A 26,980-nucleotide genomic window follows, 5' to 3' on the forward strand; every position below is an offset into this window, starting at 1 on the left:
TTCGTCTTCCTCGCCAGCTGCAACTGCCAAGCATTTCCATTTGCATGCGGTTGGCGTTTATCCCGAACTTCAGGATGCCTTGACGACGTGAACAACAACAAACCTCTGCCACGCTTGCGCGCCCTGGCGCTGGCCCTTGCGGTCGCTGCCGTGGCCGTCAACAGCCACGCCGAACAGGCTGGCAGCGCAATCCACATCCAGGCCCAACCATTGGCCTCGGCGCTGAGCCAACTGGGCCAGCAGACCAACCTGCAGCTGTTCTACAGCCCTGAACTGGTGGCCGGCAAACAGGCCCCGGCGGTGTCCGGCACGCTGGCGCCGGTGCAGGCGCTACAACAGTTGCTGCAAGGCAGTGGGCTGACGTTCGAGATGTCCCAGGACACCGTGGTGGTAAAGCCGTTGCCGACCACCCTGGACCTGGGCAGCGGTAGCCTGGAGCTGGCGCCCACCGACATCAAAGTGGTCGGCGACTGGCTGGGCGACGCCGACCAGGCGGTGGTGCAGAACCACCCCGGCGCGCGCACCGTGGTGCGTCGGGAAGCCATGGTGGAGCAGGGCGCGATGAACGTGCGCGATGTACTGCGCGGCATCCCGGGCGTGCAGGTGCAGGACTCCAACGGTACCGGTGGCAGCGACCTGTCGCTGAACGTTGGCGTGCGCGGCCTGACGTCGCGCCTGTCGCCGCGCTCGACGGTGCTGATCGATGGCATCCCGGCCGCCTTCGCCCCTTATGGCCAGCCGCAGTTGTCGATGGCGCCGATCTCCTCGGGCAACCTCGACAGCATCGATGTGGTACGGGGGGCAGGCTCCGTGCGCTATGGCCCGCAAAACGTCGGCGGGGTGATCAACTTCGTCACCCGGGCGATCCCGGAGAAAGCCTCGGCAGAGCTGTCCACCACCCTGGAAACCTCGCAGCGTGGGGGCTGGAAGCACACCGAATCTGCCTTCGTCGGCGGTACTGCCGACAACGGCATGGGCGTGGCGCTGCTGTACACCGGCGTGAACGGCAACGGCTACCGTGAGAGCAACAATGGTAACGACATCGACGACGTCATCCTCAAGACCCACTGGGCACCCACCGACGTCGACGAGTTCTGGCTCAACTTCCATTACTACGATGGCCGTGCCGACATGCCGGGCGGCCTGACCCAGGCGCAATACGACAGCAACCCATACCAGTCGCTGCGCGACTACGACTACTTCGCTGGCCGGCGCAAGGACGTGTCGTTCAAGTGGCAGCGCCAGCTCGACGACGCCACCCAGTTCGAAGTGCTGACCTATTACACCGACAGTTTCCGCGGCAGCGCCATCGCCTCGCGTGACATGAGGACCCTGTCGTCGTACCCGCGCAACTACCACACCTTCGCCATCGAGCCGCGGCTGTCGCGGATCTTCTTCGCCGGCCCGACCACCCAGGAAGTCAGCGTCGGCTACCGCTACCTCAAAGAAGCCATGCGCGAGCAGTCGACCCGCCTGGCGCTGATCGACAACGTGCCGACCGTCACCCCCACCTCCGACGGCCACGTGTTCCAGGACCGCAGCGGCGGTACCGAGGCAAGCGCCTACTACATCGATGACAAGATCGATGTCGGCAACTGGACCATCACCCCGGGCATCCGCTTCGAGCACATCAACACCGACTGGCGCGACCGCCCGGTACTGGACGCCAACAACCGCCCGGTGGCCGAGAAGAAACGCAGCATCACCAGCAACGAGCCGTTGCCGGCGTTGAGCGTGATGTACCACATCTCCGATGCCTGGAAGGTATTCGCCAACTACGAGACCTCGTTCGGCAGCCTGCAGTACTTCCAACTGGGCCAGGGTGGCACCGGCAACAGCACCGCCAATGGCCTGGAGCCGGAAAAGGCCAAGACCTACGAGGTCGGTACGCGGTACGACAATGGCGGGTTCGCCGGGGAGCTGACGGCGTTCTACATCGACTTCGATGACGAACTGCAGTACATCAGCAACGATGTGGGCTGGACCAACCTGGGCGCCACCAAGCACCAGGGCATCGAGGCCTCGGTGCGTTATGACCTGGCTGGCCTGGACGCGCGTCTGGAGGGCCTGTCGGTGAACGGTGGCTACACCTATACCCGCGCCACGTATGAAGGCGAGATTCCTGGCTTCAAAGGCCGCGACCTGCCGTTCTATTCACGTCAGGTGGCCACCGCCGGCGTGCGTTACGAGGTCAACCGCTGGACCTGGAACCTGGATGCCTTCGCCCAATCCAAGCAGCGCGCACCGGGTACCGGGATCAATGCCGATGGCAGCTTCAATGGCGACTACATCACCGAGCCGAGCGCCGATGGGCAGTATGGCGACATCCCGGGTTACGTGACCTGGCATGCCCGGGGTGGCTATGACTTCGGGTCGAAGCTGTCCAACCTGAAGCTGGCGGCGGGGGTGAAGAACCTGTTCGACAAGCAGTACTTCACCCGCTCCAGCGACAACAATGCTGGCCTTTATGTAGGTGAGCCGCGGACCTTCTATGTGCAGGCCAGTGTAGGGTTCTGATACCGCGGCGCCCCAATCGCCGGCAAGCCGGCTCCCACAGGTACTGCGCAGGGCTTGAGCCTGTGGAGGTCCCTGTGGGAGCCGGCTTGCCGGCGAATGGGGCGCAAAGCGCCCCAAAGGTCAGGAAACCACCGCCTCAGCCGGTGAAACGATACTGGTCTTCGCCCCCCGCGATCTCCCCGAGCTCAGGTAAGCAGCAATCGATTCCTGCGTCACCTCGCCCAGGAACACCTGTTCGGCATCCAGCACCGGCAACCACGAACGGTTGAACTCGTACATCCGCGACAACAGGATGCGCAGATGCTCATCATGGGAAGCGGTGGCATTGAACTGGCGCAGGAAGTCCCCGCACGTGCCTTGCTGGCGGTGCATGTCGCGCCGGCGTACATAGCCCAGTGCCTTGTTCTGCGCATCGGTCACCACTACATAACGGCGGTCGTGCTCGTCCAGCAACTCCAGCGCATCGCTCACCGGCGTCTCCGGGCTCACCGACGGCGCGTTGTCCGCGGCATCCTCGGCACGCACCAACAGCAAGCGTTTCAAGGTGCTGTCCTGGCCGACGAAGTTGCTCACGAAGTCATCCACCGGGTGCGCCAGCAGGGTGTCCGGGTGGTCCAGCTGCAGCAGCTTGCCGGCGCGGAAGATGGCGATCTTGTCGCCAAGCTTGATCGCTTCGTCGATGTCGTGGCTGACCATGATCACGGTCTTGTTCAGCGCCCGCTGCATCTCGAAGAACTCGTTCTGGATCATCTCGCGGTTGATCGGGTCGACCGCACCGAAAGGTTCGTCCATCAACAACACCGGAGCATCGGCCGCCAGCGCGCGGATCACGCCGATGCGCTGTTGCTGGCCACCGGACAGCTCACGTGGGTAGCGCTGCAGGTATTGTTTGGGCTCAAGCTTGATCATGCTCATCAGCTCGCGGGCGCGCTCGTGGCAACGCTGCTTGTCCCAGCCGAGCAGGCGCGGGACCACGGTGATGTTCTCTTCGATGGTCATGTTGGGGAACAGGCCGATCTGCTGGATCACGTAACCGATGCGGCGGCGCAGGGTCACTTCATCCAGCCCGCTGGTGTCTTCACCGTTGATGAAGACCTGGCCGGAGGTCGGCGTGATCAGGCGGTTGATCATCTTCAGCGTGGTGCTCTTGCCGCAGCCAGAAGGGCCGAGGAATACGCAGATTTCGCCTTCGTTGACGGTCAGGCTGACCGAGTCGACGGCTTTTACGTCCTTGCCGTTGACGTTGAAGGTCTTGCTGAGGTTCTTGAGTTCGATCATGAGCGCAGTCCTTCTGGAGTCAGGGCACGTTGCAGGGTTTGCAGGAGCAGGTCGGCGATGATCGCCAGCAGGCTGACCAGCACGGCGCCGACCAGCAGCATCGACATGTCGCTGCGGCTGATGGAAGTGAGGATGAGTACGCCCAGGCCACCGGCACCGATGGTCGCGGCAATGGTCATGACGCCGATGTTCATCACCACGGCGGTGCGCACGCCAGCGAGGATCACCGGCACCGCAATGGGCAGCTCGACCATGCGCAGGCGCTGGCCGAAGGTCATGCCGATGCCGCGTGCGGCTTCACGGATGCCGGGCTCGACGTTGGTCAGGGCCAGGTACGTGTTGCGCAGGATCGGCAGCAGCGAATAAAGGAACACCGCCGTGATTGCAGGCAATGGCCCCAGCCCCTGGCCGAACTTGGAGTAGAACGGCAGCAGCAGGCCGAACAGGGCGATCGACGGGATGGTCAGCAGCACCGTGGCGCTGGCCTGCAGCGGCCCGGCCACGGCCGGGAAGCGGGTCATCAGAATGCCCAGCGGTACGCCAACGAGGATCGCCAGGCTGACGGCGATGCCGACCAGCATGATGTGCTGCCAGGTCAGTTGCAGCACCTGGGCCCAGTCGAGGTGGGCGAACGTGTCGAGCAGGCTCATGGCTGTACCTCCTTGAGGGGATGCTCTTTCAGGAACGCGGCGGCCACCGCAGTTGGGCTCTGGTGTTCCACATCGACCTTGGCATTGAGCTGGCGCATGGTCTCGTCATCGAGCTGCTCGGCCAGTGGCTTTAGCAGTGCGACCAGTTGCGGGTTGGCGTCGAGCACTGCCTTGCGCACCACCGGGGCGGCGGTGTAGTCGGGGAAGTAGTGCTTGTCGTCCTCGAGCAGCTTGAGGTTGAACGCGCTCAGGCGGCCATCAGTGGTGTAGACCAGGCCAGCGAACACCTGGTTGTTGTGCATGGCCGTGTAGACCAGGCCCGCGTCCATCTGGCGGATGTTGGCGCGTCCGACTTGCAGGTCGTACATCTCCTTCAGCCCGACCAAGCCGTCGGGGCGGTTGGCGAACTCGGTGTCCAGGGCCACCAGGTGATTACGCTTGCTCTCGTCGCGCAGCACTTGGTTGAGGTCGCTGATCGAATTGATCTGCGGGTAGGCCTCGGCGACCTGTTTCGGCAGGCCGAGGGCATAGGTGTTGCTGAATTTTGACGGGGTCAGCCAGATCAGGTCTTTTTTTGCATCCAGCTCCTTGACCTTGGCGTAGGTGGCCTCGGCACTGGGCATACGCTCGTCGATGTGGTTATAGGACACCAGCGACACCCCGGTGTATTCCCACATCAGGTCGAGTTGGCCGGTTTCCTGGGCCTGGCGGGCGATGCTGCTGCCAAGGCCGGTGGTCACGCGCACGTCGAAGCCATTAGCGCGCAGGTATTGAGCGGTGATTTCGGCGAGCACGGTCTGTTCGGTGAACACCCGCGCGCCGATGCGTACCAGCGGTTTGTCCGCGGCCTGGGCAAATCCTGCGAACAGCAGGGCCGCGCCCAGCAGCAAGGCGATTCTCTTCTTCATACGTTCCCTCTTTTATTGGGCCAGGCCACGTTCCAGCCAGCGCTTGCTGGAGAAACTCACCGCGGCATCCAGCACCAGTGCCAGCAGCGCGGTACAGGCCGCGCCCAGCAACAGCTGTGGCTGGTTGTTCAAGGCAATGCCGGGGAAGATCAGGCTGCCCAGGCTGTTGGCGCCGATCAGGAACGCCAGCGGCGCGGTACCCACATTCAGCGCCAGGGCCACGCGCACACCGCCGACGATGATCGGCACGGCATTGGGCAACTCCACTTGCCACAGTTGCTGGCGCGGGGTCATGCCAATGCCGGTTGCGGCTTCCTTGAGCGAGGCGGGGACGTTTTTCAGGCCCTCGTAGGTGTTGCGCACGATGGGCAGGAGGGAGGCGAGAAACAGCGCGAAGATCGCAGGCCCGGCGCCGATGCCCAGGATACTCAGGGCGATGGCCAGAACGGCCAAGGGGGGGATGGTGTTGCCAACGTTGAAGAACTGCATGAAGCGCTCGGCTTTGTCGACCCGGTGCGGTCGACTCAACGCAATGCCGGCGGGGATGCCCACGGCCAACGCCGCCGCCATCGAAGCCAGCACCAGGACCAGGTGCGCTTGCAGGTAGAACCCAAGATCGTCGCGGTAGCGCGCGATCGTGTCGATGCCGATCCAGTGGATCAGCAGGGCCAGGATGACGAGCACGGTGGCGCATCCCAACAGCCCTTTTCCGTAGCGTGTAGCCACAGGCGGACTCCTTGTGTTGTCGGCGAGCACACTCTTTTTTTGGCCGGCCATACCTGGCAGCGAGTGGTGTGTTCGCGAGTAGCAGCGTGAAGCAACCGAGGGCTGCGATCAGGCCATGAGCCGAACCCCGTCGGGCCCGAAAAAGCTGATGAAACCAGTCCCTAACCGAAGCGGGTTGCAGGGGAGTGGACGTCTCCGAGGGCGTAAAGGTTCCCATCTGGGGCGGCATTTGGCCAGTGTTAATCACTGGTTGGGTAGAAATTTGGCGAGAGAAAACAGCGACTTAATGCGCTGAAGGCGTTGAAATAACTGGCCTGTGGCCATTTGTCCTGAAATAACGAGTTATTGAGGATTAGTGGAGCCAATCCAGGTCTCTTCGCGGACCAGTGAGGTGCCGATGACTTGGGCTTTGGTCGAGTGCCTCACTTCAGGTATGATATCGCCCCTTTTTGAATCCCCCAGTCAGGCGATTTCCCATGACCAAACAGGCCGCCGAAGTCGCGAAGCGCCGCACTTTCGCAATTATTTCCCACCCCGACGCCGGTAAGACCACCATCACCGAGAAGCTCCTGCTGATGGGCAAGGCCATTGCCGTCGCCGGTACCGTGAAGTCGCGCAAGTCCGACCGCCACGCCACTTCCGACTGGATGGAAATGGAGAAGCAGCGCGGCATCTCCATCACCACCTCGGTGATGCAGTTCCCGTACCGCGAGCACATGATCAACCTGCTCGACACCCCCGGCCACGAAGACTTCTCGGAAGACACCTACCGCACCCTGACCGCAGTGGACTCGGCGCTTATGGTGCTCGACGGCGGTAAAGGTGTAGAGCCGCGGACCATCGCCCTGATGGATGTCTGCCGCCTGCGCGACACGCCCATCGTCAGCTTCATCAACAAACTCGACCGTGACATCCGCGACCCGATCGAACTGCTCGACGAAATCGAGGCGGTACTGAAGATCAAGGCCGCGCCGATCACCTGGCCGATCGGTTGCTACCGCGACTTCAAGGGCGTGTACCACCTGGCCGGTGACTACATCATCGTCTACACCCCGGGCCACGGCCACGAGCGTACCGAGGTCAAGATCATCGAGAAGCTCGACTCCGATGAAGCCCGTGCGCACCTGGGTGATGAATACGATCGCTTCATCGAGCAGCTCGAGCTGGTACAGGGTGCCTGCCATGAGTTCGACCAGGACGAGTTCATCAACGGCCAGCTGACGCCGGTATTCTTCGGTACCGCCCTGGGCAACTTCGGTGTCGACCATGTGCTCGACGCTGTTGTCGACTGGTCCCCGCGCCCGCTGGCCCGCGTTGCCCATGAGCGTACCGTGGAGCCGGTGGAAGAGAAGTTCTCGGGCTTCGTGTTCAAGATCCAGGCGAACATGGACCCGAAACACCGCGACCGCATCGCCTTCATGCGCATCTGCTCGGGCAAGTACGAGAAGGGCATGAAGATGCGCCACGTGCGTACGGGCAAGGACCTGCGCATCGGTGACGCCCTGACGTTCTTCTCGTCCGAGCGTGAGCAGCTCGAAGAAGCCTACGCCGGCGACATCATCGGCCTGCACAACCACGGCACCATCCAGATCGGCGACACCTTCACCGAAGGCGAAGCGCTGGGCTTCACCGGTATTCCGCACTTCGCTCCGGAACTGTTCCGCCGCGTGCGCCTGAAAGACCCGCTCAAGTCCAAGCAACTGCGCCAGGGCCTGCAGCAACTGGCCGAGGAAGGCGCCACCCAGGTGTTCTTCCCGGAGCGCAGCAACGACATCATCCTGGGTGCGGTCGGTGTGCTGCAGTTCGACGTGGTCGCCAGCCGCCTGAAGGAAGAGTACAAGGTGGAGTGTGCCTACGAGCCAATCACCGTCTGGTCGGCGCGCTGGATCAGCTGCGATGACAAGAAGAAGCTTGAGGAATTCCAGGTCAAGGCCATGGAAAACCTGGCCATCGACGGTGGCGGGCACCTGACCTACCTGGCCCCGACCCGGGTCAACCTGTCGCTGATGGAAGAGCGCTGGCCGGACGTCAAGTTCCGCGCGACCCGCGAGCACCACTGATCCTCAGAAGCCAGATCAGGCAGTTGTGTTGTCTGATCTGGCCTCATCGCCGGCAAGCCAGCTCCCACAGGAACTGCACAAGCCTGCAGGGCTGTGCATATCCTTGTGGGGCTGGCTTGCCGGCGATGAGGCCAGTGAAAACTACACGGGGCTCAGTTCCCGGCTTTGATACTGGTCCAGATCCGGGTGCGAATGCGGTCGATCTTCGCCGGCATCGCCTCCAGCGCATACAACTTGCCCATCACCTCGTCACTGGGGTAGATCATCGTATTGCCCTTCATCGCCGGGTCCACCAGGCTGTCAGCCTTGAGGTTGCCGTTGGCGTACTGCACATGGTTGCTGATGTTGGCCATCACCTCCGGCTGCAGCAGGTAGTTCATGTAGGCATACCCCGCCTTCTCATCCGGCGCATCGGCCGGCATGGCGACCATGTCGAACCACATCGGCGCGCCTTCCTTGGGAATCGAGTACCCCACCTTCACGCCGTTCTTCGCTTCATCGGCGCGGTTTTTCGCCTGCAGCACGTCACCCGAGAAACCGACCACCACGCAGATATCGCCATTGGCCAGGTCACCCGTGTACTTGGATGAATGGAAGTAGCTGATGTACGGCCGCACCTTCATCAGCAAATCCTTGGCCTTCTGATAATCCTTCGGGTCCTGGCTATGATGCGGCAAGCCCAGGTAATGCAGGGCGATCGGCAGCAGCTCGGGGCCGTTGTCCAGCACCGCTACCCCACAGCTTTTCAGCTTGCTCATGTACTCGGGCTTGAAGATCAGGTCCCACGAGCCCACCGGCGCGTTGTCGCCCAGCACCGCCTTGACCTTGTCGATGTTGTAGCCGATGCCGGTGCTGCCCCACAGGTAAGGGAAACCGTACTGGTTGCCCGGGTCGTTAACTTCCAGCGCCTTGAGCAGCACCGGGTTGAGGTTGTGCCAGTTGGGCAGCTGCGATTTGTCCAGCCGCTTCAGCGCCTTGCCTTGGACCTGCCGGGCCATGAAGTGGTTGGAGGGGAACACCACGTCGTAGCCGGAGTTGCCGGTCATCAGCTTGCCGTCGAGGGTTTCGTTGCTGTCGTACACGTCGTAGGTCGGCACGATGCCGGTGGCTTGCTGGAAGTTCTTCAGGGTGTCGGGGGCGACGTAGCTGGACCAGTTGTAGATTTTTACCGTATCAGCGGCGCTGGCCACGCTGGCAGCCAGCATCAGGGGTGCGAGAAGGAGGGTGCGCATGTCGGGTTTACCTTGCTTTGTCTGTTGTTATCGAAGGCAGGCGATCAGCGGATCAGAAAATCAGCACGTAAGTCTTGCGCACGGTCTCCTGGATGTCCCAGATACCCATGCTGTTGGCCGGTAGCATCAATGCGTCTCCGGCTTCTATGTAGAGGGGCTCGCCGCCGTCGGGGGTGAAGGTGCAACGGCCCTTGATGATGTGGCAGAACTCCTGTTGCACGATCTGCCGCCGCCAGCGCCCGGGTGTGCATTCCCAGATGCCGGTTTCGACGCCATCGCTGCGCTCCACGCAGGTGACCGACGCCACTGCAACAGGCTCGCCGAGGGGGACTGCGACTGGGTTGGAGCTTTCCAGCACGGCGCTGTCGGTGTGTTTGAACTGGGTGATGCTCATGACCGGTGGATCCTGTGTAGGTGAAAGGGAAGTCAGTGCATGAAGCCTTCCATGAAGTCTGCGAGGGAACTGGCCAGGCGCCGCCTCCACGGCGCGCTGGCGGGGTTGGCGAGGGTCCGGTCCTCGTGGACGAAGCTCTGGATGATCGCGTTGTAGCCGAGCCAGCGGCAGGGTTCGGGTGGCCAGGCGGCCAGGCTCGACACGGGGCGGTTGTCGAGCACCCAGGGTTGTGCAGTCAGTTCGTTGTGCTGGCCCAGAATCAGCGCGGCCAGGGTGCGCCCGCCGAGGTTGGTGGCGCCGACCCCTTCGCCGCCGTAGCCGCCGGCCAGGGCAATGCCGCGCTGGCGGTCGCACAGCATGTGCGGGCGGAAGCGCCGCGCCATGCCCAGGTTGCCGCCCCAGGAATGGGTGATGCGCACGTGCTTGAGCTGCGGGAACAGCTCGCCGAACAAGTAGCGGCGCAGTTCGACTTCGGCCTCGGTGAGGGTGAAGTCCTCGCGCAGGCGGCCACCGAAGCGGTAGCCGCCGCGGGCGCCGAACACCAGGCGGTTGTCGGCGGTGCGCTGGCCGTAGGTGACCTGGCGGCTGCTTTCACTGAAGGCCTGGCCCTGAGCAAGGCCAATCTGCTCCCAGGCCGATTCGGGTAGCGGTTCGGTCGCCACCAACAAGCTCTGTACCGGCAGCTGATGCTTGCCCAGGGGCGGCAGGCTGGCGGCGTAGCCCTCGACGGCAGGCACCATCCACTGGCAGCGCACGCGCGCCAGTGGCGCACGTACCTCACCGGGCTGCCAGTCGACGGCGGGGGTGTTCTCGTAGATCGGCACGCCCAGCGCCTCCACCGCTCGGGCCAGGCCACGCACCAGCTTGGCCGGCTGGATGGTCGCGGTGTGCGGGCTGTAGATCGCGCCGTAGGCGTTACTCACGCGCAACTGCCCGTCCAGCTGTTCGGGGCGCAGCCAGCGGTAGTCATCCTCGGTCATGCCTTGGCGGTAGAGGTCGTCGAGGTAGGCGCGCAGGCTGCGCTCCTGTTCCGGGTAGCGGGCGGCGCAGTACAGCACGCCGCCTTTGCGGTAGTCGCAGTCGATGGCTTCACGTTGCAGCACGGCATGCACTTCATCGGGGATGCCGTGCAGCAGGTCGATACTGGCGCGGCGTTGCTGCGGCGACAGGGTGGCGAGCAGGCGGTCCTCGCCGAGCAGGTTGCCCATCAGCCAACCGCCGTTGCGCCCAGAAGCACCGAAGCCTGCGATGTTGGCCTCGATCACCGCAATGTTCAGGTGAGGGGCCTGGCGCTTGAGGTAATACGCCGTCCACAGGCCGGTGTAGCCCGCGCCGATGATGCAGACGTCGACCTCCAGGTCTTCGCGCAGCGCCGGGCGGGCACACAGCGGCTCGTCGAGCTGGTCCATCCACAGGCTGAGTGTGCGCAGGGGTTGCATCGGGTTCGGCTCCACATTCCGTCAAGGTCTGTGGGCGATGCTAGTGGCGTTGGGGGAGGGCTGTCCTACGTGCGTGCACGCAGGGAAATTTGCTTGAGGTAGGCCTTGGGCGTGAGCCCTGTGTGTTGGCGAAAGCACTTGTAGAACGCCGACAGGGAATTGAAGCCGGCGCTGAAGGCCAGGTCGTCGATCGTCGCTTCCACGCTGTCATCATTCAGGCTGGCCATCAGGTGCTGCAGACGGGCCTGGTTGACGTAGCGGTAGAAGCTTTGCCCGAGCACCTGGTTGAGCAGGTAGGAGATCTGGTTGCGGCTGTAGCCACTGGCGTCGGCGACCTGCTGCAGGTCCAGCTCCGGGTCCAGGTAGGGCCGCTGGCGCTGAAAGTAGTGCTCCAGGTCCTGGGCCATGGTCGACAGCTGCCGCGGCGACAGGCCCAGGCGGCTGGTTGCCGGGCGTGGGCCGCTGCTGGCCAGGCCTTGGCTGTTCTGGCGGACCAGCGTGGCGTATTCGTTGACCCGCCAGATCAGCCCGTCCTTGACCGTGATCGCCTCGCTCGACTGGAACGCCACCAAGCCGTCACCACCCTGCACCGTGACCTGGTACTGAATGAACGCCGTGCAGCCGTCGACCCGGATGCGGTCGCTGTGGACGATATCCTCGCCGGCCTCGTGCGGCAGGCAGGCGCGCACATAGTCGCGCAGCGCTTGGTAGCCGAGCACGCGATTCTGGAAAAAATCGTGGTACTGGACGTCGGGGTGATAGAGCGCGATCACGCCGTCGAGGTCGCGGTGCTTCCAGCACAAGTGGTAGCGCAGCACCGTTTCGGCGGTGATCGGTGTCTGCTCGGGGCCGTCGGGGAGTGTGATCGGGATCATGGGCAGATAGTGCCGGGGGCAGGTGGAGCAGGCAAGCCTCCTGCAGTGCATTGCATAAACCCTGAACCGCAAGCCTCAAAACGGGTGTTTTGCACGATGCTGGAATGCTGTTATCACCTAACCCATTGATTAATCAGCAAGTCATTTTTTGACACAGCTGGCACAGCCTCTGCACCGGTTACAGGGCGACTAGGACCTGTTGCTCACAACAAAGGCGAACACATCATGATCCCCTCTGCCGATTATCCGTATGCCGATACCCAGTCACGCTCAGGCGTGTCATGGGCAGCGATCTTTGCTGGTGCCGCTGCTGCGGCGTCCCTTTCACTCATCCTCGTGGTGCTCGGTGCGGGTCTGGGCTTTGCCGCCACCTCGCCTTGGGCCGATGAAGGCGCGAGCGCCAAGGCGTTGGGCATCTCAACGATCATCTGGCTGTTGCTGACTCAGATTCTCGCTTCCGGCCTTGGTGGCTACATTGCCGGTCGGTTGCGGGTTAAATGGGCCAACCTGCATGGTGACGAAGTGTATTTCCGCGATACAGCCCATGGCTTCCTGTCGTGGGCAGTGGCCACCTTGGTAGCCGCGATGTTGATCGTGGGTACAGTCGGTGGCCTGGCCGGTGCAGGCGTGCAGGCGGGTGCAACCGCCGTGGGGGCAGCGGCAAGCGTGGCACCCAAGCCTGACCCGAACGGGTATTTCGTCGATAGCCTGTTCCGCAGTGACGGCCCGGCCCCGGTCAGCGATGACGCCGCCAACGGCGTTGCGGCGCGGATCATCGCCAGGTCGATCACCGAAGGCACCCTTGCCGAAGGCGATCGCACTTACCTCGCGCAACTGGTGGCGCAACGTACACGGCTGAGCCAGGCCGAGGCCGAGGCGCGCGTCGACCAGGTGTTCGCTCAGGTTGAACAAGCCAAAGTGCAGGCGAAACAAGCTGCGGATACCGCTGCCAAGGTAGCGGCATGGACCGCGCTGTGGACCTTCGTTGCGCTGTTGTGTGGTGCGTTCTTTGCCAGCCTTGCGGCGCTGTACGGTGGCCGTCAGCGTGATCATGTGCAATGGCTGGAAGGGGATGAAATGGGTTACACCGCGCGTCGAACCGTTCAACGTTAAGTAAGGAGAAACAACATGCGCTCATTACTGCTGTGGATGCTTGGGGTACCGATTCCGGTGATCATCCTGATTGCGATATTCATGCATTGAGATTGCTTGGGGCCGCTATGCGGCCCATCGCGGGCAAGCCCGCTCCTACAGGCGCTGAACTTGTAGGAGCGGGCTTGCCCGCGATGAATTTCACACCGGTCTAGAGAAACTGCTCTGCGTAGTGGCAGGCAACTTGCCGGGTGCCGACCGGCCTGAACGCTGGCACTTCAACGCCACACCGCTCCGTCGCATACGGGCACCGCTTGTGGAACGCACACCCATCCGGAGGGTTCAGCGGGTTGGGCAATTCCCCTGCAATGCGGATCTTCGGCTTCAACGGGTCCGGGTGAATGGCCGGTGTCGCCGACAGCAATGCCTGCGTATAAGGATGCAGCGGCTTCTCGTAGATATCCGCCTTCGGCCCCATCTCCGCTGGCCGGCCCAGGTACATCACCAGCACCTGATCTGCCACATGTCGCACCACCGCCAGGTTGTGCGAAATGAACACATACGCCGTGTTGAATTCCTTTTGCAGGTCCATGAACAGGTTCAGTACCTGCGCCTGGATCGACACGTCCAGCGCAGAAGTAGGCTCGTCCGCTACCAGCACCTTCGGTTGCAGCATCATCGCCCGGGCCAAGGCGATACGCTGGCGCTGGCCGCCCGAGAACATGTGCGGGTAGCGCTGGTAGTGCTCCGGGCGCAGGCCGACTTGTTCCATCATCTTCTGCACTTTCTCGCGCCGCTCGGCCTTGCTCAGCGACGTGTTGATCAGCAGCGGCTCAGCCAGCTGGTCGCCGATTTTCTGCCGCGGGTTGAGCGAGGCATAGGGGCTCTGGAACACCATCTGCACGTCGCGGCGCAACTGCTTGCGCTCGCTTTTGCTGGCGCCTGTCACCTCGGTGCCGTCGATCTGCAACGAGCCTGAGGACGGCTCTTCGATCAAGGTCAGGGCGCGTGCCAGTGTCGATTTGCCACAGCCGGATTCGCCTACGACAGCCAGGGTCTTGCCGGCCTCCAGTTCGAACGAAACACCATTGAGCGCGCGCACCAGGGCGTGGCCCTTGAACAGCCCGCGGGAGACTTCGTAATGCCGGGTCAGCTCCCGTGCGGTAAGTACGACGGCCATCACGCCACCTCCTGGTTCAGCGGGTAGAAGCAACGCACCAGGCTATGAGCCTGAGGGGCGAGCGGTGGGCGCTGGCGCCGGCAGTTGTCCTGCACATAGGGGCAGCGTGGCGACAGCAGGCAGCCGGCGGGGCGGTCGTAGCGGCCGGGCACGATGCCGGGCAGGGTCGCCAGGCGTTCGGCGCCGATGCTGTGTTCGGGGATCGCTGCCAGCAGCGCCTCGCTGTAGGGGTGTGCCGGTACGTCGAACAGCTCTGGCACCTGGCCCACCTCCACCGCTTGGCCGGCGTACATCACGCACACCCGCTTGGCGGTTTCGGCGACCACGGCAAGGTCGTGGGTGATGAGGATGAGCGCCATGTTGCGCTCCTTCTGCAGGTTGACCAGCAGCTCCATGATCTGCGCCTGGATGGTCACGTCGAGGGCCGTGGTGGGTTCGTCGGCGATCAGCAGCTTAGGCTCGCCGGCAATTGCCATGGCGATCGCCACGCGCTGGCTCATGCCGCCGGACAACTGGTGCGGGTAGGCGTCCAGGCGGCTTTCGGCAGCTGGGATCTCGACTTTTTTCAGCAGCTCCAGCGCCCGCTGGCGCGCCGCCTTGCCTTTGAGGCCCAGGTGCTGGCGCAGCACTTCCTCTATCTGGAAGCCCACGGTGTAGCTGGGGTTCAGCGCGGTCATCGGGTCCTGGAAGACCATGGCGATGTCCTTGCCCACCACCTTGCGGCGCTGGCGGCCGCTGAGCTTGAGCATGTCGGTGCCGTCGAAGGTGAGCGAATCGGCGGTGATGCGCCCAGGCGCATCGATCAGGCCCATCAGGGCCATCATGGTTACCGATTTGCCGGAGCCGGACTCGCCGACGATGGCCAGGATCTCGCCGGCGTCTACCGCCAGGTCCAGGCCGTCCACCACCGGTACTGCGTTGGCGTCGCCGAAGCGCACGTTCAGGTTGTTGATTTGCAACAGTGACATGGCGCTCTCCTCAGGCGGCGTTCTTGAGTTTCGGGTCCAGCGCATCGCGCAGGCCGTCGCCCATCAGGTTGATGGCCAGCACACTGAGCAGAATGGTCAGGCCGGGCAGGCTCACCACCCACCAGGCGCGCTCGATGTAGTCACGGGCCGAGGCCAGCATGGTCCCCCATTCAGGCGTCGGCGGTTGCACGCCCAAGCCCAGGAAGCCCAGTGCAGCAGCGTCGAGGATGGCCGAGGAGAAGCTCAGGGTCGCCTGCACGATCAGCGGCGCCATGCAGTTGGGCAGCACGGTGACGAACATCAGCCGTGGCAGCCCGGCACCGGCCAGGCGTGCGGCGGTGACGTAGTCGCGGTTGAGTTCGCCCATCACCGCGGCGCGGGTCAGGCGCACATACGAGGGCAAGGAGACGATGGCGATGGCGATCACCGTGTTGATCAGGCCTGGGCCGAGAATGGCGACGATCGCCACGGCCAGCAGCAGCGAGGGCAGCGCCAGCATCACGTCCATCAGGCGCATGATCGATGGGCCGATGAAGTTCGGGAAGAAGCCGGCCAAAAGGCCCAGCAGAATGCCCGGGATCAGCGACATCACCACCGACGACAGGCCGATCAGCAGCGACAGCCGCGCACCCTGGATCAGCCGCGAGAGCAGGTCACGGCCGAGCTCGTCGGTGCCGAGGATGAATTGCCAGGTACCGCCTTCGAGCCACACCGGCGGCGTCAGCAGGAAGTCGCGGTACTGCTCGCTCGGGTTGTGCGGTGCGACCCATGGCGCGAACAGCGCGCAGAACACCACCAGGCACATGAACGCCAGGCCCATCACGGCACCCTTGTTTTGCGCGAAGGCGTGCCAGAATTCTTTGTACGGCGAGGGGTAGAGCAAGCTTTGGTCCACCGGGCTGGCCGGTGTGACGGGTTTCGGAATCGGGCTAGTCATGGCGAAGGCCTCAGCGCTGATGACGGATGCGTGGGTTGGCCAGGCCGTAGAGGATGTCCACGACGAAGTTGACCAGAATCACCAGGCAGGCGATCAACAGGATGCCGTTCTGGACCACGGGATAGTCACGGGCACCGATGGCTTCGATCAGCCACTTGCCGATGCCCGGCCAGGAAAAGATGGTTTCGGTGAGCACCGCACCGGCCAGCAGCGTGCCGACCTGCAGGCCGAATACAGTCAGCACCGGGATCAGCGCATTGCGCAGGCCGTGCACGAACACCACGCGGGCCGGCGACAGGCCCTTGGCGCGGGCGGTGCGGATGTAGTCTTCGCGCAGCACTTCGAGCATCGACGAGCGGGTCATGCGGGCGATCACCGCCAGCGGGATGGTGCCGAGCACGATGGCCGGCAGGATCAGGTGCATCACGGCATCCTTGAACGCGCCTTCCTCGTCGCTGAGCAGGGTGTCGATCAGCATGAAGCCGGTTTTCGGCTCGATGTCATACAGCAGGTCGATACGCCCGGAGACCGGCGTCCAGCCCAGGCTTACCGAGAAGAACATGATCAGGATCAGGCCCCACCAGAAGATCGGCATCGAGTAGCCGGCCAGGGATATGCCCATGACCCCGTGGTCGAACAGCGAACCGCGCTTGAGCGCCGCGATCACCCCGGCCAGCAGGCCGACGATGCCGGCGAACAACAGCGCGGCGAAGGCCAGTTCCAGCGTGGCAGGGAACAGGGTGAGGAACTCGGTCCACACGCTTTCGCGGGTGCGCAGCGACTCGCCCAGGTCACCCTGGGCAAGCTTGCCGACGTAGTCCAGGTACTGGACCGGCAGCGGCTTGTTCAGGCCCAGGCGCTCCATGGCCTGGGCGTGCATTTCGGGGTCGACCCTGCGCTCGCCCATCATCACTTCCACCGGGTCGCCGGGGATCAGGCGTATGAGCGCGAAGGTCAGCAAGGTGATGCCGAAAAAAGTCGGAATCAGCAGGCCCAGGCGCCGGGCAATAAAACTCAACATTGTCGGGGTTACCTCATCAGCCGTTGTACGGCGGTGCCGCCGGTGCCCGTGTGGGGTGCCGGCGATCGTTGTTGTTCTACTTCACCTTGGTGGTGGCGAAGTTGTTGTTGGTCAGAGGGTTGATCACGTAACCCTCCACGTTGTCACGCATGGCAGTGAACATCTTCGGATGCGCCATGCTGATCCAGGGCTGGTCGTCATCGTACACCTTCAATGCCTCGGCATAGAGCCTGGCACGCTCGTCGTTGTCGATCACTTCGCGGGCGCGGGTAATCAGTTCCTGGAATTTCGAGTTACACCAGCGCGCGTAGTTCTCGCCGGTTTTTGCAGCGTCGCAGCTGAGCAGGGGGCTGAGGAAATTGTCCGGGTCGCCGTTGTCGCCGGCCCAGCCCGTGGACACCAGGTCTGCCTCGCCTTTTTTGGCGCGGCGCAGCATCTCGGCCCATTCCATCACCCGGATATCCAGCTTGAGGCCGATCTTGGCGAGATCCGCCTGCAGCATCTCGGCAGACAACCGCGGGTTGGGGTTGGTCGGGCCGCCGCCGTTGCGGGTGAACAGGGTAATCACCGTGCCTTCCGGCACACCGGCCTGCTTGAGCAGTTCACGGGCTTTGGCCAGGTCGCGTGGCGGGTTCTGGTTCTCGTTGTTGTAGCCGATCATGGTCGGCGGGTAGGGGTTGACCCCGACCAGCGCGTTGCCCTTGCCGAACAGCTGATCGACGTGGGTCTGGCGGTCGAAAGCCATGTTGATGGCTTTGCGCACGCGCACGTCGCTGAGGTACTTGTGTTCCGTGTTCATGGCGATATAGCCGGTGACCAGGGCTTCGATCTCGGCGACCTTCAGCCTGGAGTCGGCCTTGATCGAGGGTACGTCATCCGGCTTGGGGTACAACGCGACCTGGCACTCGTTGGCGCGCAGCTTCTGCAGACGTACGTTGCTGTCGGTGGCGATGGCGAACACCAGGGTGTCGGCCGGTGGCTTGCCACGGAAGTACTCCGGGTTGGCCTTGAAGCGCACCTGGGCGTCCTTGTTGTAACGCTGGAAGATGAACGCGCCAGTGCCAATCGGCTTGCTGTTGAGGTCGCCGGTTTTGCCGGCCTTGAGCAACTGGTCGCCGTACTCGGCGGAGTAGATCGACGTGAACGCCATGGCCATGTCACGCAGGAACGGCGCTTCCGGGCGGGCAAGGGTGATGACCACGGTGTGGTCGTCGGTTTTTTCCACCGACTTGAGCAGGTCCTTGAAGGCCATGCTCTCGAAATACGGGTAGCCGACGCTGGTCTTGTCGTGCCACGGGTGGTTCGGGTCGAGCTGGCGGCGCAGGCTCCACAGCACGTCGTCGGCGTTGAAGTCGCGGGTCGGCGTGAAGTAGTCGGTGGTGTGGAACTTCACCCCTTGGCGCAGGTGGAAGGTGTAGGTCAGCCCATCGGCGGAGATGTCCCAGCGCTCGGCCAGGGCGGGCTCGATGTCGGTAGTGCCGGGCTTGAAATCGACCAGGCGGTTGAACACCGTTTCGGCCGAGGCGTCGGCGGTGACCGCCGTGGTGTACTGGACGATGTCGAAGCCTTCCGGGCTGGCTTCGGTGCACACCACCAGCGGCTTGGCCGCCAGGTTGCCGGCGGCGCCGAGGATGACCGCTGCCAGGGCAGCGCGCAGTGGTAGCAATGTCATGTGAACTCCTTGCTCGCATTGATTCCAGCGTAGCCGCCACGGCCCATGCGTAGATGAACCGTGGCGTCAGCGGTCAGAGAATGTTGAATGGAATGGTGGTGACAATGCGCAGCTCGTCCAGGCTGCCATCGGCCTGCGCCTTGCTGGCACGGTGCGCGGTGTAGGTGGCGCGGATGCTGGTGTCTTTCAGCGCGCCGCTCTGCACTGCGTAGCTGGTGCCGATGCCCCACTCGTAGTGGGTTTCGCCGTCCATGCCAGCAACGTCATAGGCAGTGCCCCGGTAATGGGTGCCGTCGATGCCCCAGCCGCGTGCGTTGTACAGGTTGAACTTGAGGCCCGGCACACCGTACGGGGCCATGTTCAGCACGTAGGAAATCTGCAGGGATTTCTCGTTCGGGCCGTTGAAGTCGGAGAGCAGCGAGTTGGCCAGGTAGATGCCGTTGGTTTCGTGCAGGTAATCAAAGTACTCGTTGCCGTTGACCTGCTGCCAGGACGCGCTGAGGGTATGGGCCTGGTGGGTGAGGCCGAGCGACAGGCTGTAGGTGTCGTTGTCGATCTCGCCCATCTTCTTGCTGCCTTCGTCCACGGTCTTGTAGTAGTTCAGGCCAGTGGTCAGGCTCAGCACCGCGCTGTCGCCCAGCACGTGGTTGGCGCCGAAGTAGTACTGGTTCCAGAAGTCGTCGACCTTGGTGGCGTAAAGGCTGGTGGTCAGGCTCTTGAGCGGCTGATAGTTGACCCCGGTAGTGCTGGCGCGGTCGGTCTCGACGCCGGCGGCGCCGTACTCGCTGCGGAACTTGCTGAGGCTCTGTTCGGTACGTGGTGACACACGGTCGAAGGTGCCCAGGTCGAACGACAGGTTGTCGAATTCGGCGCTGTGCAGGAATGCGCCCTGGAAGCTCGAAGGCAACGCGCGGTTGCCGATGTAGGCGATCATCGGTGTGTCCACCGACTGGCGGCCGACGGTCAAGGTGGTGTTGGACACGCGCGCCTTGACGTTGGCCAGGCCCATCTTGCTCCACTGGCCAATGGGGTCGCCGTCACTGTGGGTCAGGGTGCGGTTGTTGGGGCCGGCGATGGCAGCGCGGCCCTGCTCCAGGGCAATGGCGTTGTAGCCGGCAGCTTCGACCGCAAAGCCCACGGTGCCCTGGGTGAAGCCCGAGCTGTAGTTGAGGATGGTGCCTTGCAACCAGTTGTCGCGGCTGTGGGTGTCGTGGCGGCTACCGTCGCTTTTGTAGTACTTCCATAGCGGGGCGCGGGTGGCGCGTTCGCGGGCGTACCAATTGCGGGTGCTGCCGGACAGGCTCTGGCCGTCGATGAAGCCTTTTGCTTCGTCTTGTTCGCTGGTGCCTTTGACGCTGAACGGCACGTAGTCCTGGCTTTGGGTTTCGGCCTGGGCCATGGCGCAGAATGCGCCCATGGATAAGGCCAGCGCGGTGAGGGTGAATGGTCTCAAGGTTAAAGCTCCCTTTCTGTTCTTTTAGTTATTACCTGGCCTTGTGGGCCGGGTTTTCTCGCGGTGTTGCCAGGGTTGCCCGGGGTTGCCGGGCAAAATCGGGGGAGTTGTGTTGGCTGTGCCGGCGCCAGGGCCAGCACCGGCTAGTGCTCAATCAACACTCACACCAGAAAAGTCATTGCGGCCAAAAGGGCTTACCTTGAAATCGGCCACCTTGATGCTGATCGGCTGGTTCACGGTTGAATGCGCCACCGGCGTGATCGGCACCTGCTGCTTGAGGCGCTGCTGGGCCTGCTGGTACAGCACGGTGCGCTGCTCGCGGTCGGTGACCTGTTTGGCCTGCTTGACCAGGCTGTCGTACTGCGGGTCGCACCACTGCGAGTAGTTGTTGCTGCCAATGGCATCGCAGTTGTAGAGGGTGCCAAGCCAGTTGTCCGGGTCACCGTTGTCACCGGTCCAGCCGATCAGTGCGATATCGTGCTCGCCACTTTTCATGCGCTTGAGGTACTCGCCCCATTCGTAACTGACGATGCGCACCTTGAAGCCGAGCTTGTTCCAGTCGGCCTGGAGCATCTCGGCCATGAGCTTGGCGTTGGGGTTGTACGGGCGCTGCACGGGCATGGCCCACAGCGTGACCTCGGTGCCTTCCTTGACGCCGGCCTGCTTGAGCAGCTGCCTGGCTTTTTCCGGGTCGAAGGGCGCGTCCTTGAGGCTGTTGTCGTAGGACCACTGGGTCGGCGGCATGGCGTTCACGGCCAACTGGCCGGATTCCTGATACACCGCCTGCAGAATCGCCTGTTTATTCACCGCCATGTCCATGGCCTGGCGCACCTCCAGGCGGTCGAACGGAGGGTGCTGGGTGTTGTAGGCGATGTAGCCGAGGTTGAAGCCCGGCTGCTGCAGCACCTGCAATTTGCTGTCGGCCGTGAGCGCCGGCAGGTCGGCCGGGCGCGGGTGCAAGGTCACCTGGCATTCGTTGCGGCGCAGCTTCTGGATGCGCACCGAAGGGTCGGTGTTGATCGAGAACACCAGGTTGTCGATCTTCACTTCATCCGGCGCCCAATACTCCTTGTTGCCCTTGAAGCGGATCTGCGAATCCTTCTGGTAACGCTGGAACACGAACGGGCCAGTGCCGATGGGTTGCTGGTTGATGTCGCTGGGGCGGCCGCTGGCCATCAATTGCTCGGCATATTCCGCCGACAGTATCGATGCAAAGCTCATCGCCAGGTTCTGAATGAACGCGGCATCGACTGTGTTCAGGGTGAACACGACGGTTAGCGGGCCGGTCTTTTCGACCCGGGCGATGTTCTTGTCCAGGCCCATGCTGACGAAGTATGGGAACTCGGTGGGGTAGGCCTGGCGGAACGGGTGGCCCTTGTCGAGCATGCGGTTGAAGGTGAACAGCACGTCGTCGGCGTTGAAGTTACGGGTGGGGGTGAAGGCCTTGTTGGCGTGAAATTTTACGCCCTCGCGCAAGTGGAAGGTGTAACGCAGGCCGTCGTCGGAAACCTCCCATTTGCTCGCCAGTGCGGGGTGCACCGCTGTGCCGCCGCGTTCGAACTCCACCAGGCGGTTGTAGAGAGGTTCCGCCGCATCATTGTCGGTGGCGCTGGTGTATTGGGCGGTGTCGAACCCGGCCGGGCTGCCCTCGGAGCAGAACACCAGGTTCTTGGCGTGGGCGGCGCCGGCTGGGGCCAGCAGGCCCAGGGCGAGCACGGTGCAAAACAGTTTTGTATGGCGCATGGCAAATCCTTTTCCATCTGTTGCACTGCTTCGGGGTACGAATTGCGGCAACAGGCACCCCAACCCCGGCGCGGTAGCGTCGGGGGCGGGTTTGGTTTACGGGAGTGGCGGAGGGTGGCCCGGGGTTATTTTTCCACGCTGACACCGTAGAAGGCGTTCAGCGCAAACGGGCTGATCTTGAAGTCCTTCACCTTGGCGCTCATCGGCTGGTAGACCGTGGAGTGGGCGATCGGGGTAATCGGCACCTGCTCCTTGAGGATGTGCTGCGCCTTTTGGTAAAGCTCGGTGCGCTTGGCCTGGTCCGAGGTGGCCTTGGCCTGCTTGATCAGGTCGTCGTAGGGCTTGTAGCACCATTTGGAGAAGTTGTTGCCGTCGATGGCGTCGCAGCCATACAGAGTGCCCAGCCAGTTGTCCGGGTCACCGTTGTCACCGCTCCAGCCGATCAGCATGGCGCCCTGTTCGCCGCCTTTGGAGCGTTTGATGTACTCGCCCCATTCGTAACTGACGATCTTCGCCTTGATGCCGATCTTGGCCCAGTCGGATTGCAGCATCTCTGCCATCAGCTTGGCATTGGGGTTATACGGGCGTTGCACCGGCATGGCCCACAGGGTGATCTCGGTGCCTTCCTTGACGCCCGCTTGCTTGAGCAGTTGCTTGGCCTTTTCCGGGTCGTACGGCACGTCCTTGATGCTGGTGTCGTAGGACCACTGGGTCGGGGGCATGCCATTGACGGCGAGCTGGCCGGCACCCTGGTAGACCGATTCGATGATCTTCTGCTTGTCCACGGCCATGTCCAGTGCCTGGCGCACTTCGAGTTTGGCCATGGGGTTGGGCTCGTTGCTGCCCTTGATCTTGTCCATCACGTTGTAGGCGATGTAGCCGAGGTTGAAACCGGCCTGTTGCGGCATCTGCAGGTTCTTGTCGGCCTTGAGCGGCTCGATGTCGGCCGGGCGCGGGAACAGGGTGACTTGGCATTCGTTCTTCTTCAGCTTCTGCATGCGCACCGAGGCGTCGGTGGTGATGGCGAAGATCAGGTTATTGATCTTCACGTCCTCGGGTTTCCAGTAGTCCTTGTTGCCCTTGAAGCGGATCTGCGCGTCCTTCTGGTATTTGCTGAACACGAATGGGCCAGTGCCGATCGGCTTCTGGTTGATGTCGGCGGCCTTGCCATCCTTGAGCAACTGGTCGGCGTACTCGGCCGACTGCACGGAGGCAAAGCTCATTGCCAGGTTCTGGATGAACGCGGCGTCTACTTCGTTGAGGGAGAACTTGACGGTGTGTGCGTCTACTTTTTCCACCTTGGCGATGTTCTTGTCCATGCCCATGTCGGTGAAGTAAGGGAATTCGGTGGGGTAGGCCTTACGGAACGGGTGGTTCTTGTCGAGCATGCGGTTGAAGGTAAACAGCACGTCGTCGGCGTTGAATTCGCGGCTTGGCTTGAAGTAGTCGGTGGTGTGGAACTTGACGCCTTCACGCAGGTGGAAGGTGTAGGTTTTGCCGTCGTCGGACACATCCCATTGGGTCGCCAGGCCCGGGATGACGGCGGTACCGCCCCGTTCGAACTGGGTCAGGCGGTTGAACACGGTCTCGGCCGAGGCGTCGAAGTCGGTTCCGGTGGTGTATTGCCCCGGGTCGAAACCGGCCGGGCTGCCTTCGGAGCAGAACACCAGGTTGGACGCGGCGTGGGCAAGCGGGGCGCCGCTCAGCAAGCCTGCGCCGAGCAGAAACGGAATGACTGCGTGTTTGAGCATGGTGGCCTCATTGTTGTCATTTTTCTGGTTTGAGGTGGCCTCGTGAGCCGACCTGCGGATACTTATGCAGGGGATGTACCCAATGCAACACTCCGAAGGATAGTTGGCGTCAGAAAAGTAGTACGGCCGTACATGGATGTCGCATCCATGTAACTTTCTCGGAAGTTGAACGTTTGCGAGGGCAAAATGATGGCTTTTTGCAGAATATTTCGGGGAGGGATATACGTAGGATGCGCGTTGTTGGTGCGTAGGAAATGTCTGAAATGTGCTGAAAGGGGCGCTTAGCGCCCCTGATGAACAGGCTTAGGGCATCTGGACTTCGATCAGCCCATCGGCATTCATGCTGACCTCGCTGGTGCCAGCTTCGATGTCCGGAGCCGGTGCGGCTTCATCCGCGCCCATGGCCTTCATCGCCATGGGGGCGCTGCGCAGGTAAGGGCGTGGGTAGCCGCTGCTGTTGAGGTTCAGGCTGACCACCTTGTAGCCCTTGCCACCCAGCGCTTCGGTAGCCAGCTGGGCACGTGCCTTGAAGGCGTTGACTGCATCCTTGAGCAGCTCGTCCTCGCTGGTTTTGCGAGTAGCCGGCGCGATGGAGAAGTCCATGCCGCCCATTTTCAGGTCCTGCAGCAGGTCGGCGCTGAGCTGCGACAGGGCCGGGAAGTCGGCGCTTTCCAGGCGCAGTTCGGCACGTTCGCGCCAACCGGTGATCTTCTGGCCCTTGCTGTCGTATACCGGGTAGCTGTTACGGCTGCCCTGGCTGATCTTCACGTCCTTGACCTGGCGGGCCTGTTGCACCGCCTTGTTCATGGTTTCGGTGATCTGTTTGGCGAGCTTGCCCGGGTCGGTGTTCTGCGCTTCGCTATACAGGGTCACGACCATGAGGTCGCGCGGCACTTCCTTGCTGACTTCGGCACGCAGCGATACCTGGTTGTAGCGCGGCTCATCAGCCGCCAGCGCTGGCAGGCTGGCGAGCAGGCCGCAGGAGAGGATCAGGGCAGCGCCGCGACGAGGGATATGCATGTGGTACTCCTTGGCAATAAAAGGCGTGGGTTCAGGGCGTCCATCCCACGCATGGCCCATCAGACCGGGATCAGTGTAGTGGGTTCAAAAGTGCCATCATGAACCTGTGACAAAGTGTGGCGCTTTGCCGCATCGCTGCAGCTGGCCGCCCGGCTTCGGTATACTCCAGCCGATTTTCCTGGAGCACTCATCAGGAGAGCTCATGCTCGCCGCCGCACAACCGCTGTCCGCTACACGCCAGAACCTCTGGCGCCTGACTGTCATTCGGGTTCTGGTCCTGGCCGCCCAGGCCGGCTCCGTGGGCGTTGCCTACTGGACCGAACTGCTGCCGCTGCCATGGTTTTCGCTGGCCGCGACCCTGGCTCTGTCATCCTTGCTGTGCGCGTTCACCGCCTTGCGCTTGCGCCTGTCGCTGCCGGTCACCGAGCTTGAATATGCGCTGCAGCTGGCCTGTGACCTGCTGATCCACAGCGCCCTGCTTTATTACTCGGGCGGCTCGACCAACCCATTCGTTTCCTACTACCTGGTGCCGCTGGCCATCGCCGCAGTGACCTTGCCCTGGCTCTACTCGCTGATCCTGTCGGGTATCGCGCTGACCGCCTATAGCATGCTGCTGGTGCAGTTCTACCCGCTCGAAGGGTTGCCGATGGCGCGGGACAAGATGCAGGTCTATGGCATGTGGCTGAGCATCGCACTGGCCGCTGCGGTCATTACCTTCTTCGCCGCGCGCATGGCCGAAGAGCTGCGCCGCCAGGAGCAACTGCGCTCCGAACGCCGTGAAGAGAGCCTGCGCGATGAACAGCTGCTGGCCGTCGCCACCCAGGCGGCAGGTGCTGCACACGAGCTGGGCACGCCGCTGGCGACCATGAGCGTGCTGCTTAACGAGATGCGCCAGGACCACAAGGATCCGCTGTTGCAGGAAGACCTGCAGATCCTTCAGGATCAGGTCAAACTGTGCAAAGAGACGCTGCAGCAACTGGTCCGCGCCGCCGAAGCCAACCGCCGGCTGGCCGTGGTCGAGCAGGACGTCACCGAATGGCTCGATGAAGCCCTCAACCGTTGGCACCTGATGCGCCCGGAAGCCAGCTACCGCTTCCAGCGCTTGCGCGACGGCCAGGTGCCGCGCCTGACGCCGCCCCCAGACCTGACCCAGGCGCTGCTGAATCTGCTGAACAATGCCGCCGATGCCTGCCCCGATGACCTGGAAGTGCACCTGGACTGGGACGCCCAGGACATCGTCATCAGCATCCGCGACCATGGCCCCGGCGTGCCGCCGGCCATTGCCGAAGCCATCGGCAAACCCTTCATTACCACCAAGGGCAAAGGCTTCGGCCTGGGCCTGTTCCTGAGCAAAGCCAGCGTGACCCGTGCGGGCGGCTCGGTGAAACTCTATAGTCATGAGCAGGGTGGCACCCTCACCGAACTGCGCCTGCCCCATGGCACGCGAGGAGATGAATGATGAGCGAAGAAAACCAGGTCGAAAGCGAAGAGCTGCCGCACCTGCTGCTGGTGGATGACGATGCCACCTTCACCCGGGTCATGGCCCGCGCCATGAGCCGTCGGGGCTTTCGCGTAAGCACTGCGAGCTCCGCTGAAGAAGGCTTGGTCCTGGCCCAGAACGACCTGCCGGACTACGCCACGCTGGACCTTAAGATGGAAGGCGACTCCGGCCTGGTGCTTTTGCCCAAGCTGCTGGAGCTGGACCCAGAGATGCGCGTGGTGATCCTGACCGGTTACTCGAGCATTGCCACCGCAGTAGAGGCGGTCAAACGCGGTGCCTGCAACTACCTGTGCAAGCCTGCCGATGCCGACGATGTGCTGGCGGCGCTGCTCTCGGAGCACACCGACCTGGACACCCTGGTGCCGGAAAACCCGATGTCGGTGGACCGCCTGCAGTGGGAGCACATCCAGCGCGTGCTGGGTGAGCACGAAGGCAATATCTCCGCCACTGCGCGGGCGCTGGGCATGCACCGGCGCACGTTGCAGCGCAAGCTGCAGAAACGGCCCGTCCGGCGCTGAGCTTATCCTGGCAGTACCGGCCCTCTCGCCGGCAAGCCGGCTCCC

22 protein-coding genes are annotated in these 26,980 nt (G+C 63.0%); 5 read left to right on the forward strand and 17 right to left on the reverse strand.

Translation table 11 applies throughout. The features are described from left to right. Positions 1–87: 87 nt before the first annotated feature. A complete protein-coding gene (locus tag ACFY68_RS06745; protein ID WP_387524818.1) occupies positions 88–2,517 on the forward strand; it encodes a TonB-dependent siderophore receptor in 2,430 nt (809 codons plus the stop codon). Between the two features lie 120 nt (positions 2,518–2,637). Here the strand turns inward: ACFY68_RS06745 and ACFY68_RS06750 are convergent, their stop codons facing one another. Genes ACFY68_RS06750 through ACFY68_RS06765 form a run of 4 tightly spaced genes read right to left on the reverse strand, consistent with a single transcriptional unit; the run spans position 2,638 to position 6,079 of the window. Then, positions 2,638–3,795, reverse strand: a complete 1,158-nt coding sequence (locus tag ACFY68_RS06750; protein ID WP_346612002.1) for an ABC transporter ATP-binding protein — start codon at positions 3,793–3,795, stop codon at positions 2,638–2,640. Next, positions 3,792–4,445, reverse strand: a complete 654-nt coding sequence (locus ACFY68_RS06755; RefSeq protein WP_008090677.1) for an ABC transporter permease — start codon at positions 4,443–4,445, stop codon at positions 3,792–3,794. Before ACFY68_RS06755 ends, ACFY68_RS06750 begins: the two co-directional genes overlap by 4 nt. Next, positions 4,442–5,353: a glycine betaine ABC transporter substrate-binding protein gene (locus ACFY68_RS06760; RefSeq protein ID WP_387524822.1), complete on the reverse strand. Its 912-nt coding sequence runs from the start codon at positions 5,351–5,353 to the stop codon at positions 4,442–4,444. Before ACFY68_RS06760 ends, ACFY68_RS06755 begins: the two co-directional genes overlap by 4 nt. Positions 5,354–5,365: 12 nt before the next feature. Then, a complete protein-coding gene (locus ACFY68_RS06765; protein ID WP_387524825.1) occupies positions 5,366–6,079 on the reverse strand; it encodes an ABC transporter permease in 714 nt (237 codons plus the stop codon). Positions 6,080–6,555: 476 nt separating this feature from the next. Here ACFY68_RS06765 and ACFY68_RS06770 point away from each other — a divergent pair, with 476 nt between their 5' ends. Then, positions 6,556–8,139, forward strand: coding sequence for a peptide chain release factor 3 (locus ACFY68_RS06770; RefSeq protein ID WP_387524828.1), 1,584 nt, complete (start codon positions 6,556–6,558; stop codon positions 8,137–8,139). 152 nt (positions 8,140–8,291) lie between these two features. Here the strand turns inward: ACFY68_RS06770 and ACFY68_RS06775 are convergent, their stop codons facing one another. The 4 genes from ACFY68_RS06775 to ACFY68_RS06790 form a co-directional block, all read right to left on the reverse strand. Continuing rightward, positions 8,292–9,371, reverse strand: coding sequence for a polyamine ABC transporter substrate-binding protein (locus ACFY68_RS06775; protein ID WP_387524831.1), 1,080 nt, complete (start codon positions 9,369–9,371; stop codon positions 8,292–8,294). A gap of 52 nt (positions 9,372–9,423) precedes the next feature. Continuing rightward, complete coding sequence (locus tag ACFY68_RS06780; protein WP_346611997.1) at positions 9,424–9,765, reverse strand: cupin domain-containing protein; 342 nt, start codon at positions 9,763–9,765, stop codon at positions 9,424–9,426. Between the two features lie 32 nt (positions 9,766–9,797). Continuing rightward, positions 9,798–11,204, reverse strand: coding sequence for an NAD(P)/FAD-dependent oxidoreductase (locus ACFY68_RS06785; RefSeq protein WP_387524834.1), 1,407 nt, complete (start codon positions 11,202–11,204; stop codon positions 9,798–9,800). A 65-nt stretch (positions 11,205–11,269) separates the two neighbouring features. After that, positions 11,270–12,079: a helix-turn-helix domain-containing protein gene (locus ACFY68_RS06790; RefSeq protein WP_387524837.1), complete on the reverse strand. Its 810-nt coding sequence runs from the start codon at positions 12,077–12,079 to the stop codon at positions 11,270–11,272. Between the two features lie 225 nt (positions 12,080–12,304). Between ACFY68_RS06790 and ACFY68_RS06795 the strand changes: the two genes are divergently transcribed. Next, entirely contained in the window at positions 12,305–13,192 is an 888-nt protein-coding gene (locus ACFY68_RS06795; RefSeq protein WP_387524840.1) for a hypothetical protein, read from the forward strand. 190 nt (positions 13,193–13,382) lie between these two features. On the opposite strand, the gene ACFY68_RS06800 is transcribed toward ACFY68_RS06795, so the two are convergent. From ACFY68_RS06800 to ACFY68_RS06840, 9 genes are all read right to left on the reverse strand, one after another. Continuing rightward, a complete protein-coding gene (locus ACFY68_RS06800) occupies positions 13,383–14,351 on the reverse strand; it encodes a peptide ABC transporter ATP-binding protein (protein WP_387524843.1) in 969 nt (322 codons plus the stop codon). After that, positions 14,351–15,319, reverse strand: a complete 969-nt coding sequence (locus ACFY68_RS06805) for an ABC transporter ATP-binding protein (protein WP_387524846.1) — start codon at positions 15,317–15,319, stop codon at positions 14,351–14,353. Before ACFY68_RS06805 ends, ACFY68_RS06800 begins: the two co-directional genes overlap by 1 nt. A 10-nt stretch (positions 15,320–15,329) precedes the next feature. Then, on the reverse strand, positions 15,330–16,256 hold the full coding sequence (locus ACFY68_RS06810; RefSeq protein WP_346611990.1) for an ABC transporter permease subunit: 927 nt from the start codon (positions 16,254–16,256) through the stop codon (positions 15,330–15,332). 10 nt (positions 16,257–16,266) lie between these two features. Next, positions 16,267–17,277: an ABC transporter permease subunit gene (locus tag ACFY68_RS06815; RefSeq protein WP_016485006.1), complete on the reverse strand. Its 1,011-nt coding sequence runs from the start codon at positions 17,275–17,277 to the stop codon at positions 16,267–16,269. Between the two features lie 76 nt (positions 17,278–17,353). Then, a complete protein-coding gene (locus ACFY68_RS06820) occupies positions 17,354–18,949 on the reverse strand; it encodes an ABC transporter substrate-binding protein (RefSeq protein ID WP_387524851.1) in 1,596 nt (531 codons plus the stop codon). A 73-nt stretch (positions 18,950–19,022) separates the two neighbouring features. Further along, positions 19,023–20,402, reverse strand: a complete 1,380-nt coding sequence (locus tag ACFY68_RS06825; protein WP_387524854.1) for an OprD family porin — start codon at positions 20,400–20,402, stop codon at positions 19,023–19,025. Between the two features lie 150 nt (positions 20,403–20,552). Next, positions 20,553–22,145 (reverse strand): ABC transporter substrate-binding protein, encoded by a 1,593-nt coding sequence (locus tag ACFY68_RS06830; RefSeq protein WP_387524857.1) that lies wholly within the window; start codon positions 22,143–22,145, stop codon positions 20,553–20,555. 125 nt (positions 22,146–22,270) lie between these two features. After that, on the reverse strand, positions 22,271–23,896 hold the full coding sequence (locus tag ACFY68_RS06835; protein ID WP_387524860.1) for an ABC transporter substrate-binding protein: 1,626 nt from the start codon (positions 23,894–23,896) through the stop codon (positions 22,271–22,273). A 303-nt stretch (positions 23,897–24,199) separates the two neighbouring features. Next, positions 24,200–24,916, reverse strand: a complete 717-nt coding sequence (locus ACFY68_RS06840) for an SIMPL domain-containing protein (protein WP_346611985.1) — start codon at positions 24,914–24,916, stop codon at positions 24,200–24,202. A 202-nt stretch (positions 24,917–25,118) separates the two neighbouring features. On the opposite strand from ACFY68_RS06840, the gene ACFY68_RS06845 reads away from it, so the two are divergent. Then, positions 25,119–26,375, forward strand: a complete 1,257-nt coding sequence (locus ACFY68_RS06845; RefSeq protein ID WP_346611984.1) for an ATP-binding protein — start codon at positions 25,119–25,121, stop codon at positions 26,373–26,375. Then, positions 26,375–26,935 carry a response regulator transcription factor gene (locus ACFY68_RS06850; RefSeq protein WP_346611983.1) on the forward strand — a complete coding sequence of 187 codons (561 nt, stop codon included), beginning with the start codon at positions 26,375–26,377 and terminating at the stop codon, positions 26,933–26,935. The genes ACFY68_RS06845 and ACFY68_RS06850 overlap by 1 nt, the downstream gene beginning before the upstream one ends. Positions 26,936–26,980 lie beyond the last annotated feature (45 nt).

The sequence above is a fragment of the Pseudomonas sp. NPDC012596 genome (assembly GCF_042902325.1).
Taxonomy (GTDB): domain Bacteria; phylum Pseudomonadota; class Gammaproteobacteria; order Pseudomonadales; family Pseudomonadaceae; genus Aquipseudomonas.